This window comes from Psychrobacter sp. UBA3483 (assembly GCF_002377905.1).
Taxonomy (GTDB): Bacteria; Pseudomonadota; Gammaproteobacteria; order Pseudomonadales; family Moraxellaceae; genus Psychrobacter.
In genome coordinates this window covers 1-14,215 of the sequence record NZ_DFQS01000028.1, presented here as the reverse complement: position 1 = coordinate 14,215, position 14,215 = coordinate 1, and the positions used below count along the sequence as shown (strand labels likewise).

At 43.4% G+C, this 14,215-nt stretch carries 13 protein-coding genes; 5 read left to right on the top strand and 8 right to left on the bottom strand.

The features are described 5' to 3' along the window. Nucleotides 1-109 precede the first annotated feature (109 nt). Nucleotides 110-1,396, top strand: coding sequence for an alanine racemase (locus B2866_RS04905; protein WP_296191200.1), 1,287 nt, complete (start codon nucleotides 110-112; stop codon nucleotides 1,394-1,396). Then, nucleotides 1,384-2,715, top strand: coding sequence for a D-arabinono-1,4-lactone oxidase (locus B2866_RS04900; RefSeq protein WP_296191198.1), 1,332 nt, complete (start codon nucleotides 1,384-1,386; stop codon nucleotides 2,713-2,715). Before B2866_RS04905 ends, B2866_RS04900 begins: the two co-directional genes overlap by 13 nt. A 94-nt stretch (nucleotides 2,716-2,809) precedes the next feature. Here B2866_RS04900 and B2866_RS04895 read toward each other — a convergent pair whose 3' ends face one another. The 5 genes from B2866_RS04895 to B2866_RS04875 form a co-directional block, all read right to left on the bottom strand. After that, nucleotides 2,810-3,445 carry a glutathione S-transferase family protein gene (locus B2866_RS04895; protein ID WP_296191195.1) on the bottom strand — a complete coding sequence of 212 codons (636 nt, stop codon included), beginning with the start codon at nucleotides 3,443-3,445 and terminating at the stop codon, nucleotides 2,810-2,812. A gap of 28 nt (nucleotides 3,446-3,473) precedes the next feature. Next, nucleotides 3,474-4,151: a type 1 glutamine amidotransferase domain-containing protein gene (locus tag B2866_RS04890; protein WP_296191194.1), complete on the bottom strand. Its 678-nt coding sequence runs from the start codon at nucleotides 4,149-4,151 to the stop codon at nucleotides 3,474-3,476. An 87-nt stretch (nucleotides 4,152-4,238) separates the two neighbouring features. After that, a complete protein-coding gene (locus B2866_RS04885; protein WP_296191192.1) occupies nucleotides 4,239-5,288 on the bottom strand; it encodes an NADP-dependent oxidoreductase in 1,050 nt (349 codons plus the stop codon). Between the two features lie 142 nt (nucleotides 5,289-5,430). Further along, nucleotides 5,431-6,648 (bottom strand): iron-containing alcohol dehydrogenase, encoded by a 1,218-nt coding sequence (locus B2866_RS04880; protein WP_296191190.1) that lies wholly within the window; start codon nucleotides 6,646-6,648, stop codon nucleotides 5,431-5,433. A gap of 251 nt (nucleotides 6,649-6,899) precedes the next feature. Continuing rightward, nucleotides 6,900-7,502 (bottom strand): TetR/AcrR family transcriptional regulator, encoded by a 603-nt coding sequence (locus B2866_RS04875; RefSeq protein WP_296191188.1) that lies wholly within the window; start codon nucleotides 7,500-7,502, stop codon nucleotides 6,900-6,902. A 362-nt stretch (nucleotides 7,503-7,864) separates the two neighbouring features. On the opposite strand from B2866_RS04875, the gene B2866_RS04870 reads away from it, so the two are divergent. Beyond that, nucleotides 7,865-9,355 carry an aldehyde dehydrogenase family protein gene (locus B2866_RS04870; RefSeq protein ID WP_296191186.1) on the top strand — a complete coding sequence of 497 codons (1,491 nt, stop codon included), beginning with the start codon at nucleotides 7,865-7,867 and terminating at the stop codon, nucleotides 9,353-9,355. Between the two features lie 133 nt (nucleotides 9,356-9,488). Here the strand turns inward: B2866_RS04870 and B2866_RS04865 are convergent, their stop codons facing one another. Continuing rightward, nucleotides 9,489-9,725, bottom strand: coding sequence for a hypothetical protein (locus B2866_RS04865; protein WP_296191182.1), 237 nt, complete (start codon nucleotides 9,723-9,725; stop codon nucleotides 9,489-9,491). 381 nt (nucleotides 9,726-10,106) lie between these two features. Here B2866_RS04865 and B2866_RS04860 point away from each other — a divergent pair, with 381 nt between their 5' ends. Together B2866_RS04860 and B2866_RS04855 are read left to right on the top strand one after the other, a co-directional pair. Then, nucleotides 10,107-11,360 (top strand): NnrS family protein, encoded by a 1,254-nt coding sequence (locus B2866_RS04860; protein WP_296191181.1) that lies wholly within the window; start codon nucleotides 10,107-10,109, stop codon nucleotides 11,358-11,360. 73 nt (nucleotides 11,361-11,433) lie between these two features. Further along, nucleotides 11,434-12,036 carry an Rrf2 family transcriptional regulator gene (locus B2866_RS04855; protein WP_296191179.1) on the top strand — a complete coding sequence of 201 codons (603 nt, stop codon included), beginning with the start codon at nucleotides 11,434-11,436 and terminating at the stop codon, nucleotides 12,034-12,036. Nucleotides 12,037-12,158: 122 nt separating this feature from the next. Here the strand turns inward: B2866_RS04855 and B2866_RS04850 are convergent, their stop codons facing one another. Then, complete coding sequence (locus tag B2866_RS04850) at nucleotides 12,159-12,905, bottom strand: hypothetical protein (protein ID WP_296191178.1); 747 nt, start codon at nucleotides 12,903-12,905, stop codon at nucleotides 12,159-12,161. Nucleotides 12,906-13,100: 195 nt separating this feature from the next. After that, nucleotides 13,101-14,144: a dienelactone hydrolase family protein gene (locus tag B2866_RS04845; RefSeq protein ID WP_296191177.1), complete on the bottom strand. Its 1,044-nt coding sequence runs from the start codon at nucleotides 14,142-14,144 to the stop codon at nucleotides 13,101-13,103. Between the last annotated feature and the right edge of the window lie 71 nt (nucleotides 14,145-14,215).

Sequence of the window (14,215 nt, the reverse complement as noted above, 5' to 3'; positions counted from 1 at the left end):
CGCTCTAGGTTCAAACTATGATGCTGATTTATCCTCTTTTTTGGAGGCATAATGACAGTATAATAAGAAATACAGGGCTATATTTAATGGCCGCTACAAGGAAAGTAAAATGGATTTTGCCCACATTATTCCACCCAAAGCCCCGAGTGCGTGGCTTGATATGGACGCGCTCGATCATAATATAACACTGGTCAATCAAAAAACTAAGGCCGTGCAACTGCGCTTGGCGACCAAGTCTATCCGTTCTCTCGATGTCCTTCATTACATTAAAGATAAGTCTCCGCATTTTATCGGGCTGATGTCTTATGCGGCCGACGAATCCGTGTATCTGTTAGAAAATGGCTTTGATAATATTCTCTGCGCTTATCCAACTTTGGACATGGCAAGCGTTACCGCAACCTTTAACCATACCAAGCAAGGCGCAACCATGATTTGGATGGTCGATCGCCCAGAACATGTGGATGTAATCAATGAAGTTGCCAAAGCTCATGATGTCATCATTGATGTTTGCCTCGATATCAATATGTCGATGCCGCTACCAACGCTTTATTTTGGTACCAAACGCTCGGCATTAATGAGCATCAAAGACGTTAAAAAAATTCTGAAACATATCAAGAGATTCCCCAATGTTAGCGTCAGTGCAGTAATGGGATATGAGGCGCAAATTGCTGGCTTGCCCGAGCATTTACCGGGTAAAGCTTTGTTATCGCCTGCGATTCGTTTACTAAAAAGCCGCTCACAAAAACAAGTGAGTAAGCGCCGTCGCTCAATCGTTGACTATCTCAAAAAACAAGGTTATACGCTTAAGCTCGTCAATGGGGGCGGCAGTGGCAGTATGGATTTCACCTCAAGCCAGCCTGAGGTTAGCGAAATAACGGTCGGTTCTGCCTATTATAAACCGGCGTATTTCGATTATATGGATAGCATGGTTGAGTTTCAGCCTGCCGCGGGCTTTGTGTTGCCTGTGACGCGTCAACCAGAAAAGGGCGTCATTACCTGTCATAGTGGCGGCTTTATTGCCTCGGGTGCGACAGGTGTCGATAAAGCGCCCGTCATTCATTATCCTAAACATTTATCATTACTAAATGATGAAGGTTTTGGCGAAGTGCAAACGCCGATGGCAATTGGTAAAACGGGCAATGATGATGAGACGCCACGTCTGAGGATTGGCGATGTGGTTTGGTGCCGCCATGCAAAAGCAGGCGAGCTGTGTGAGCACTTTAATGCGCTTATTTGCTATCGACAATCTGCAGCAGATGGTTTTGCAAGCGACAGTTATGCAAGAAACGGTTTTGTAAGCGACGGAACGCTTGCAGAGAAAAGGGAAAAAACACACAAAGAACAAAAGCAGCAAACGATGATAACTTACCGAGGAGAGGGCAAATGTTTTCATTAAGGCAGTGGCAAGGAAGCAATGAATGGCAAAATTGGGTAGGGTACGAGCGTGCGGCCCCTGAGCAAAAACTCACGCCCTCATCGGTTGCAGAACTACAAGAGATTGTGAAAAATGCACGGGCAAATAAAAAGCGCGTTAGAGTCACGGGCGCGGCGCATTCTTTTAGTGGCTGCGCGAAACCTGAAGAAATTGCCGTCAGTTTACATAATATGCGCGGTCTTATCTCAGTCGATAAAGAGGCGAAGCTTGCCACTTTACATGCTGGTACTTACTTATATGAAATTGGTACGGCCCTTAAAGAGCATGGTTTGGCATTAGAAAATATGGGCGATGTGCAAGCGCAAACCATTGCTGGGGCTGCCAGTACCGCAACCCATGGTACAGGGATTACTTTAGGCTCGATTGCCAACCAAGTGGTGACGTGGGAATGGGTCGATGGTAAAGGAGAACTGCATACTCATCATCGCGGCGACCCGAACACTGACGAGCTAGGTAATGCCTTACATGCTAGCCTTGGTATGCTTGGTATTTTTACCAAATTGACGCTTAAAGTGGTCGACCTCTACGGACTTAAAGAGTCCAACGAAGTCTTAGATTTTGAAGAAGGCTTGGCACGTTTTCATGAAACCGCGCACAGCCATCGTCATCTAGAATGGTTTTTGTTTCCCGGCACCAATAAAATTCAGCAAAAGACGCTGTCAGTCATAGCACCCAAAGCGATGACAAGCACGCAGAAACTTAAAGACCATTTCGACAGTGTGGTCACTTTAAATGGTGCTTTTTATGTACTGTGTGAGCTGGCTCGTATGAAGCCGTCGCTGACCAAAAAGGTCAGTGAAATATCAGCAAGCTCTATTCCTAATACTAAGCGTGAAGGCTATAGCTACGAGGTGTTTCCGACACCGCGCGGCGTCAAATTTAATGAATCTGAGTATTTTATCAAGTTATCTGATTTTGATGAATGTATCTCAGAGGTCAATCATATTTTATTAAACGACAATAAAGGCTCGCACTTTCCTATTGAGGTGCGCACGCATAAAGGCGAGACGGGCATGCTCAGTCCTACGCAGGGAGATGATTGCGCGGTATTATCGTTCCACGTCTATAAAGGTATGGACTGTGAGCCATTGTTTAAATGGCTGTACGAGTATATGAAAAAATGGCAAGGTCGCCCGCACTGGGGTAAAGTGAATAAATTGAGCCGTATAGAGCTGCAAAGCTTATATCCTAAGCTCAATCGTTTTTTGGAGATACGCCGCGAGTATGATCCTGATAATGTCTTTATGAATAGCTGGCTTGAGAAAAAGTTTTGCATTTAAAATCTTTATAAATTGACCTAAATGGTGAATTGGCCATAAAAAAAACAGCTCATAAAGAGCTGTTTTTTCATATTAAACCATTAAAATGTCTTACTTAGCGCTTAATAGAGTCATCATGATTGGCTTCCAAACGCATGGCGCGTTGGTAGCTATCAATGCTCGTCAGTTGCAAAGCATACTGTTTGATATGGGTATAATCTTCTAACGCACCGCGTTTAGCGAGCATGATTAAATCAAACGACAGCATGAAGTCTGCACCACTTAGTTTGTTGCCGACGATAAACGTTTTGTCCTTCAACTCGTCATCTAAGTAGCTCAGCAGTTTGTGCTTTTCTTGAGCGATATAACGGGTCAAAAACGCATTGTCGCCAACACCTGCTTTAGTGGTAAACAGCTCAAGCAATAACGGCAACATCAGCGAGCTTTCAGCAAAGTGAATCCACTGCAAGTAATGACCATAATCAGTGCTGTCGGTCGCAGGGCGTAATTGCTCTGGCGCAAAACGCTCAATCAATAGCTCGATTATCGCCCCAGATTCGGCGTAAAGCTCGCCATCCATCTCAATAACCGGAGATTTACCGAGTGGATGAATTGCTTTTAGGCTATCAGGTGCTAGATGCGTGTTGGCATCGCGCTGATGGCTAATGATTTCATAAGGTTGCCCCAATTCTTCTAGTAGCCATAGCGTACGTAGTGAGCGTGATTGATTAAGATGATGTAAGCGAATCATGATGTCAGCCTTGTTGCGGTATTTTATATTAAGCGTTCAGTTTAGCCAGTAAGCGTTTGGCCGCTTCTTCTGATGAGGCTGGGTTTTGGCCGGTAATCAATAGACCGTCCTCGACGACATACGATTCCCAATCTGCGCCTTTTTGATAGTCACCACCATTGGCTTTTAAAACGTCTTCCAATAAGAAAGGTACGACGTCAGTGAGCTGTACGCCTTCTTCTTCGGTATTGGTAAAGCCCGTAACTTTTTTACCTTTGACCAAATACTCACCGTCGACTTTAACGTTTTTTAGCGCTGCAGGAGCGTGACAAACAAAAGCAACCGGCTTGTCTTGCTTAACAAAGCTTTCAATTAACTCGATGGAGTTTTTATCGACTGCCAAATCCCACAATGGACCATGACCGCCTGGATAAAAGACAGAATCGAAGTCTTCGGCTTTTACGTCAGCAAGCTTTTTGGTATTGGCAAGACGCTCTTGCGCCTCTTTGTCTTCTTTAAAGCGTTTGGTGTCTTTGGTTTGCGCGTCTTCCGTATCGCTACTCGGATCGAGTGGTGGTTGACCGCCAGCAGGAGAGGCTAAGGTAATATTGACGCCAGCATCTAAAAAAGCATAGTAAGGGGCGGCAAATTCTTCGAGCCAAAACCCCGTCTTTTTGCCAGTATCGCCTAATTTATCGTGTGAGGTTAGTACCATTAAAATATTCATAATTGTCCTTATTTATTATTGATATTGATTATTAAATATTGCTGAGAGATTCTGTTGCTCTTAGCGTTGCGCTATTTAAAATAACCATTACTGAACGTCGGCAACTTTAACCACGGTTTTACCGAAGTTCTTACCGTCTAACATGTCAAAGAAAGCTTGCGGCGCTTGTGCTAAGCCATCGACGATATGCTCTTTGGTTTTAACTTTACCCGATTCAACCCATTCACCCATGGTTTTTAAGAACTCTGGGAAATGATCGCCGTACTCTTCAAAGATAATAAAACCTTTGATAGTCAGACGTTGGCTCAGGATAAGACCCATCAGCATACCGAGACGGTCTTTGCCATCAGGAAGTTCAGTCGCATTATATTGTGACACTAGGCCGCACACTGGGATACGCGCATGGGCATTTAGTAATGGCAATACACCATCGAGTACTTTACCACCAACGTTTTCATAATAGATGTCGATACCATCTGGGCAAGCGTCTTTCAGCTGTTCGGCAAAGTCGTCGGCTTTATGGTCAATACAAATATCAAAGCCCAGCTCTTCGACCGCATAAGCGCATTTTTCCGCACCGCCTGCCACACCAACGGTACGTAAGCCTAAATGCTTACCGACTTGTCCGACGGTCGCGCCCACAGGACCAGTTGCTGCTGCGACGACTAAGGTTTCGCCTTGTTTTGGTTTACCGATATCAGTCAAACCCATGTAGCCGGTAAAGCCTGGCATACCAAGGACACCCAAACCATAAGATGGGTTGGACATATTCTTATCAAGTTTTAGCACGCCTTCACCATCACTGACGCTATAATCCTGCCAGCCTGAATTTGATACCACCAAATCACCAACGGCAAATTTATCGATATTAGATTCGACCACTTGAGCGACCGTACCGCCAAGCATCACATCGCCGACTTCTAGTGGGTCAGCATAGCTTTTTGACGCACTCATACGTCCGCGCATATACGGGTCAAGTGACATGTAGACCGTGCGCAGTAGCATTTGCTTGTCGTTAGGCGTTGGGATGTCGCTGGTGGTCAGCTCAAAGTTATCTTTAGTAGGAGCGCCATTAGGGCGACTAGCAAGTTTGATTTGACGATTTTGTTGTTGGTTTTGTTGTTCATTAAAGCTCATGTTAAAGCTCCTTATTCTAGTTATTGGTTGTCATTATTGGTTTTTTAACGTTTTAAAATTCTTAAAGTCAGTAGCCATAGCAAGATGGATGGCTACCGATTGTCGTGAATATAGAAAGTTACGATGATAAGAATTTAAATAATTAGGCTTTGCTCGTCACGGCGCGTTCTAAGATGCGGCGTGATACGTCTAAATCATTTTTACCATGTTCGCCCAATTTCACCATTTTGTGCGCTTCAAGTTGCTTGATGATAGGGTCAATCGCCGACTTATCTAACTCTGCGTCTTCTAAGCTCACTGGCAGTCCAAGCTCGCGGAAGAAGTTCTCAGTATGCACAATAGCAGTTTCGATGACGGTATCGTCGTCTAAATCTGTATCTGTAATGTTCCAAACGTTACGCGCATATTGGAGCAATTTGTCTTTTTTACTGTCTTTAAGCTCACGCATGACTGACGGCAGTACAATCGTGAGCGTACGAGCATGGTCAATCGCGTGGAGTGAGGTCAATTCATGACCAATCATATGCGTCGTCCAATCTTGTGGTACACCAGTACCAATTAGACCATTCAGCGCCATGGTTGCTGTCCACATGATGTTTTTACGCGTTTCTAAATTCTCTGGATCGGCTTTGACCGCTTTACCTTCCTCGATAAGGATTTTCAATAAACTCTCAGAAAAGGCATCTTGGACTTTGGCATTAATAGGATAGGTAAGATACTGCTCCATCACATGAACAAAGGCGTCAGCAACACCATTCATTACTTGGCGTTCAGGTAAGGTTAACGTTTTGGTAGGATCTAAAATTGAAAATTTAGGGAAAGCAAGTGGGTTGCCAAAGGGTAGTTTTGCTTGACGTTCACTATAGTTAATCACGCCGCCTGAGTTCATCTCAGAACCGGTCGCTGGAATGGTCAGTACCGCACCTAAATCAATCGCTGAGTCGATATTTTTGCAATAACTGGTCAGTGCATCCCACGCTTTTTCACGAGAAACGGTACCATCTTTGCTGCCATCTTCGGTTAATGAAGAAACAAGGGCGACAAACTTACTGCCATCGATGACTGAACCGCCACCAACCGCTAATAAGAAATCAATGTTATGTTCATTGACCATGTCAGCGGCTTTTAGCAAGGTGGTGAATTCTGGATTGGCTTCAATACCGCCAAACTCAAATACTTCACGGTTTCCATTAGCCGTGAGTGCATTTTTTACTTCATCTAAGGTACCAGTACGCTGTGCTGAACCACCGCCATAAGTGATTAATACGCGTGCATCGGTAGGTACAAGCTCTGATAACTGTTTGATTTGGCCTTCGCCAAAGACGATACGGACGGGATTGTAATATTGAAAGTTATTCATAAAATTCCTAGTTGCTAATGAGAAGTTGTAAGGTGAGTTTTAAAGAGTGGTGTTTAAAAGCTTGATGTTTAAAAGCTTGGTTTTAATAATTGTTTGTAAACGGTTATAGCAAACATGCGCCATAGCGATTATTGCCATTGAGGTGTATTTTACATTAATTAGACCGGTCGTCTAGTAATTTATTATTAATTTTACAAAACTATCGTATAACTGAAAATCGTCGTTTATTAGTCATATACTTCGATAATAAATTAGCGACCAAGCTGCGAGGTGGTCATCAGCCAAACTTCTGCTAATGGCGTATCGGTTTGGCTGATCTTAGCGATGAGACTGGCGCCTAACCATGCAAAATACCAACGCTTAGCCATACTCTCAGCGGCGATATTCTCAGGATGAGGGATTGAGCCATCTACCCAGCCTGCTTTTATTTGCTCAGCAATCCAGTTGATGGTTTGCTGATAACCTGCGTATAGAGCTTTACGCATGGTTTCTGAGATATCAGCCACCTCAGCACTGAGTTTGACCACCAAGCATTTTTCATGGTCGCAGCCGTTTTGCTGGGTGTCATACCAGTTTTGAAAATAGTTATAAATCTTTTGTTGCGCGCTAATATCTTCAGCCGCAATCGACTCTAAGCGCTTTTTATAGTTAGCAAAATAATGCTCGATAATAGCTTCGCCAAAGGCTTCTTTTGAGGCAAAGTAATGATAAAACGAGCCTTTAGGTACACCAGCGGTATCGAGTATTTGTTTGATACCGACAGCGGTAAAGCCTTTTTGGGCAATAAGCTTATAACCTATCGCTAACAGATGCGCCTTAGTATCGGATGCAATAGGGGTGGTAATATCAGACATGAAGAGGATGTTCTCCTTAGGTATTATTTGGTTATATAATCGAATGGAAATCAGTTAAATAGGAACTAGGGTTGAGATTGTTACTTTGACAATAGTTTTAAGCGTTACGTTTTCTCAACAATACATAATGATAAATGATTCTTGTTTTTATGCTTACTATGTTAGCATTAGACCAGTCGTCTAGCAAGTAGCGTTTGTTAAGAAACCTTTTATTAACGTTTAATAGAAGATGTTTATTGCACAATAGTTATGCCGACTGTTTATATAACTTATGTAACCCAAATTTTCATCTAAGTTTCTATTTAAAGATGCTTTTTTAAGTAGGCATTTCAATAACAACTCTAAAATAAATAAGGATTATTATGTCAAGCGATAATAACAACACTCAACAAAGCGCTTATAGCGATTTTCATTTGCAATATATCGCCGGTACTTGGCAAAAAGGTCAAGACGATAGCGTCAATACCGATACCAACCCTTTTAATGGCGAAACCTTGGTAGAGATTCAGCAAGCAACCGATAAACAGCTCGATGAAGCTTTTGATGCAGCAACCAAAGCACAGGCAGAGTGGGCGAAACAAACGCCAGCCCAGCGTGCAGCAGTTTTATACAAGGTCGTCAATATCTTTGATGAGCGTCAAGAAGAAATCGTTGAATGGTTAATTAAAGAGTCGGGCAGTACGCGTATCAAAGCGATGGTCGAATTTGGTAGTGCGCGTGCGATTACGCTTGAAGCAGCTACTTTCCCAAACCGCGTGCATGGCGAGATTCGCCCTTCTAATACGCCGGGTAAAGAGAACTTTATTTATCGTGAGCCGATGGGCGTGATTGCCGTGATTAGCCCATGGAACTTTCCTCTACATTTAACCCAGCGTTCTATTGCGCCTGCGTTAGCCTTGGGTAATGCCGTGGTACTTAAGCCTGCTAGTGATACACCGATTACCGGTGGTCTGCTATTGGCGAAGATATTTGAAGAGGCGGGTCTGCCAAAAGGCTTGCTGAGCGTGGTGGTTGGTGCGGGCAGCGAGATAGGCGATGCGATTGTCACCCACGATATTCCAAGCTTGGTGTCATTTACCGGTTCAACCTCAGTCGGTAAGCGTATCGGCGAGCTTGCCAACGGCGGCGATTATATCAAGCAAGTGGCGCTTGAGCTTGGTGGTAATAGCCCATTTGTGGTGTTAAAAGATGCCGATATCGAGCAAGCGGTGAAGGCGGCTGCCTTTGGTAAATTCTTGCATCAAGGTCAAATCTGTATTGCGATTAATCGTATCATTGTCGAAGATGAGATTTATGATGATTTCGTTGAGCGTTTCCTCGCCCATGTAAAAACCCTAAACGTCGGTGATCCTAATAAAGAAGACACCGCAGTTGGCCCTATCATCAATAAAAAACAAGTCGAATCGCTACAAGAAAAAATCGCTAAAGCGCAAGAAGAGGGCGCTAAGATGCTATTAAGTGGTGAGATTAAAGGTCAAGTCGTGCCACCGCATATCTTTAGTGAGGTGACGCGTGACATGGACTTATCACGTAACGAAGTCTTTGGCCCTGTGGTTGGTATCATTCGTGCCAAAGATGAAGACGATGCGCTATCGATTGCCAATGATTCTATGTATGGTCTATCGAGTGCCGTCTTTACCCAAGATATGGAAAAAGGTCTGCGTTTTGCGCGCGGTATCAAGGCGGGTATGACCCATATTAATGATATCTCGGTCAACGATGAAAGTAATGCGCCATTTGGTGGCGAGAAAAATTCTGGTATCGGGCGCTTTAATGGCGAGTGGATACTAGAAGAATTTACCACTTTGCATTGGATTTCGGTACAACATGAGCCACGTGAGTATCCATTCTAATTAGGCATGGTAGATAAATTAAACGCTCGACATAGAAAAGACCGCCTTGATGGTGGTCTTTTTTCTTAATGATGATGTCATTGGTCTAAAAAGTTACTATTTTAAAAGTTGGTTGTTGTAAAAGTTGATTGTTCTAATGCTGTTTAGAATGGAAACCCAAGAGCGCTTCGATTTCTTCAATAGACATACGGCGGGTCAGTGCTTGCTCTTCTACTGTCAGGCGATTGGTATGCTCTTTAATCATCGTATGGATACTGCGCGCGATCTCTGCTGTCGTAGCATAGTACATCTGTGGTTGCTGTTCAGTCAGTAGAGTCAAAAATCGGTTAACGATTTTGCGTTTCTCAATTGGTGCATGTGCTTCTGTCATGACATTCTCCTCAAGGTGTACCATTTGCGTAGTCAAATTAACGGTGGTCACTATTGATGATGGTAATAATGAAAGCAAATATCAAGGTGCTGGCTACTTTAGCGCTTAGCTTTTAGAATTTACATTTATACCGCCGTAAATTCTCTGACATGAGTGATTTGCGATAAGTTATTTAATCCCCGTTATTTACCACAAGTGATAGAATATAGATTAATATAATATAAGTTATCCAGTGTAGCGCGTTATATGAGTCAAAGCTGTATATAATAGGTGCGTTAATCTACCGCAGCAGTCATATAGTTTCAGTTGTATTATTTATAACATTCATTTAAAATATATCTTTAAGACATACCTTCTAACTTTGACTATAAGAAGTTTGCTATGCAATCAATCAATTTACCTACCAAACCACCAAGCTCGCCGCATCCTATTCTCAACTTGAGCTTTCGGATATTTTTTAGTGCATCAGCATTGTTTGCCATTATCACAATGACTCTATGGGCGTTTGTGTTTACCGGACACACGGATATCGATGCGCAAACGCTAAATCCGCTGTATTGGCATGGCCATGAAATGATTTATGGCTATGCGCTGGCAGTCGTGGCAGGTTTCTTATTGACCGCAGTGAAAACCTGGACGGGTGTGATGATGCCGCATGGTTATAAGCTGCTCGGTATCTTTATGTGTTGGTTGCTGGCACGCTTGGGCTGGGTAGCTTTCGGCCTCGGTATCACGGTTGCTGGTAGCGGGGCAGCCTTACTATATGCCGCGGCGATATTTGATTTATTGTTTGTCGGCTGGATGGCATTTGTGATTTCTCGGGCAGTGCTACAAGTGAAGCAATATAAGCAGATGGGTATTTTAGCCAAGCTTACGCTTCTAACACTCGGTAATGCGCTATGCTATTGGGGCATTATCAGCGCCAATATGAACTTGACCAAGTTAGGTATCTATTTAGGTTTTTACTTGATTATCGGCCTAGTGTTGACCATCGGTCGTCGCGTGGTGCCGTTCTTTATCGAGCGTGGTTTAAGTATTCCAAACGCTAAAGGCGAAAAAGAAGAAGTCACAGTACGTAATAATAAAGCACAAGATATCGCAAGTTTACTGTTTTTCTTTGTTTTTTTCCTCGTTGATTTATTTTACCCCAATAAATACTTGCTGACCATCAGTGCCCTTGGGGTCGCGGTGGTCAATATCGTGCGCTTAGCGGGCTGGTATCATCGCGGCATTTGGCAAAAACCACTCTTATGGTCGTTATATATCGCGTTTTTAGGCATGTGTCTGAGTTTTGTGTTATACGCACTACAGCCATGGCTCGGTTACAGCCACAGTATCGCCGTCCATGGATTATCCATCTCTGGCGTGGGTATGATGACAGTAGCAATGATGGCGCGGGTATCGCTCGGTCATACAGGTCGCAGTATCCATCAACCGCCCAAAATCGTCAATCTTATGTTTGCACTGATGGTGCTGACGTTTGTCAGTCGAGTATTTTTACCATTGGTCGATATGAGCCATTACTTATTATGGATTATGACGGCGCAAGGTGCTTGGATTGCTTGTTTTGCACTATTTTGCATCAGTTATTTACCGATGCTGGCACGCCAACGGCCAGATGGCTTATTTGGTTAATAAGGTTTTGACGTGATCAACGTTATTTTACAACGTCAAGTTAATATTCATCTCAAACAGGGGAGCGCAAAAAATGCGACTGACCAACTATAGTGATTATGCGCTGCGCTCATTAATATATTTGGCGATTAAGCCTGAGCCGCATCTATTGGCAAACATCAGTGACATTGCCAACAGCTACAATATCTCTAAAAGTCATTTGACCAAGATTATTCACCAACTAGGGCAGCTTGGTTATATCGACAGCGTACGCGGTAAAAATGGCGGTATTCGCTTGGCTTGTCGGCCAAAAGATATCAATTTGGGCGTATTGATTAAGCAAATTGAGCCAGACTTTAATTTGGTTGAATGTTTTTCGACTGACTTATTAGTAACTGCTAAACCCGATGTTAATACTAATAGCACGGCGAATAGTCCAGTTATTAGTGAAGACAGCGGGGTTGCTAAAGATTTGGCTTTGACGCTTATCGACGAAGAGGCCAGTGCGGTGGTCAAATCAGGCTGTATCATTAGCCCCGTCTGTCAGCTAAAGCAGGTATTCTTTGAAGCGCTGACTGCTTTTATCAACGTCCTTGAGCGTTATACCTTGGCGGATATTATCAGTAATGAGGCAGAGCTTGCGGAGTTATTGTTTTATAGAAATAACCTCAATGGCTTAAGTAGTCTGGTAAAATAACGCTCATCTAAAAAATAAAGCTGATATAGACACTCAAAAATAAAAGAGCTGCCTCGTCCATCATAGCGAGGCAGCCTTTTTATTATCAATTTCTAATTCATTCAACTTAAGCATCTAAACGTTTAAGCGTTTTCAAGCTTCGGACGCGCTTTATCAATGGCTTTTAATAAGGCTTTTTCAAACTCGCCTTCCTTAAACTTCACCAAATAAGAATGCGCGGCGCAAAAGTTTCGTACCTCACGCCATTCATGTGCCAAATTGGTCGCCCAATCGCAGTATTGCTTGCCAGCATCAGGCTCATCTTTGAGCGCTTTTTTGGTGGTTGGGTGCAATAACAGCTCAGGCAACACCGCTTCTAGGAGTTTGGTTGGCGGACTCATAAAGGTGTCATCGACGTGTAGGCTTTTACTGGCAGGATGAAAGGCCAACAGCGACCCTGCATGAATCATCTCATTGGGTGAGATATAGTGAATGCCTTCTGACATAGAAAACTTTAGCTCAGGATAACGCTTGGCGACGGCCTCGCTTTCGACCAAATCGTCTGCCCATTGCACCTCAGGGATTTTTTTATGATGACGGCGACTGCCATAAAAAGTCGCTTGCGGGAAATCTTTTGCCATCTGCGCGCAGTGAATCGTATGAAAGGGATGGACGTTGAGCACAGCTTCAACATCTTGCCCATTATTGGTTAAGGTCATTACCTCATCGCGTACGTCGCCAGTAAGCTTATAGCTATCCAAAAAGATAAAACGCCCTGAATCTAACTTAATCAGTGAGCATTGAGTACCTATATTAAGGACGCCGCCTATGCGAAACGTACCGCGAATATTCCAAAATCCTGCGCCTAAATCATGTATTTTATCGGTCATTGATATTCTTCCTTAATCATTATTTTATGAGTTTTTTTAATTGTTAGTCATAGCAATAAATATGCATAGTTTTTGATTATGATTTTTTGAGCATGCAAAGTCTGTAAGCAAAAGGATATCAGCACTATAAATATGTAAGTTTAAAAAAGATAAGTGAGGAAAAGTATTAAATGCAAGGCGATTTAAGAGCAGTGCTTATCCACAATCTTTATAATCGTAAGCGGATATACGAGGGCTGTTGCCATAGTTTTCGTTATGGCATAAAAATTTATCGAAGCGAGTATCCTCATTGATGTAGCGGTGCATCCAAGCAATACCCGGTTTGCTGAGTAATATCTCATTAAAACGATAGCTTGGACAAAAGTGGCTGCCGTTTTTTATTTCAATCTTCATTTTTGGCCCAGCAGCATGATTATAAAACGCACTGCTGTACTTCTTATTAGAGGCAATGCGGTCATTTTGGCAGGTAATAAATAACGCGGGCGTGTCCATAATGCCGTAGTTTTTATCATGATAGGGCGTTTGCGGAATAATGGCGCGAACGTCACTGCGCTGGGTTGCTAACTGCAGCGCGCCACCACCGCCCATCGACCAACCGATGGCGCCTAAACGTGTGCTATCTATTTGCGCACCTACCGTACTATCGCTCAGAATATGATCGAGGGCGGCGCTCAACTGCGTCGCACGGCTATCGGGGTCATCATAAATAGAGTTGGTGTCGATAGTAATCACCACAAATCCCCAAGATGCCAGACGCGGACCCCACCATTTAATCGATGCTTCATAAGACACATAACCGGGAATCACTGCGATGCCGCCTAACAGGCCGCAGTCTCCAGCATTGGTAGGATAATGAATGGTGCCGCCGCCAAAGCCATTTGCTAACTGACGAGGAATGGCTTTACTCGCCACCGTAAAAGGACCGTTATCACGCGTAGCTGATAGCTCAGCTGCGGTAATGACACTATCAGCGATACAGTTTGATCTGGAGGCTGTAAATGTTGTGGTGGTTAAAGTTGCTTTACTTGCAGGCACTTTGGCTAATGATGCAGGGGTTAATAATATTTCGTTTGAAGTCGCTTTGGTTGCTGTAGTTGGTAAGGTAATGGTTGATTGCTCTTTAATGGAAAGGGTTTGAATTGAGTCTGTTGGTTGTGCTGCGACTGCTGCCATATTCACAGAAATAATCAGTGTGCCGGTTAGGGTAATCAATCTTAGATAAAAAGGGTTGTTTAACATGATAAAGAGTCTGTTAGATGATGGTTGGTTTTAATAGCAAAGCAAAATAATATAGTCAGTTCAAAATAAAA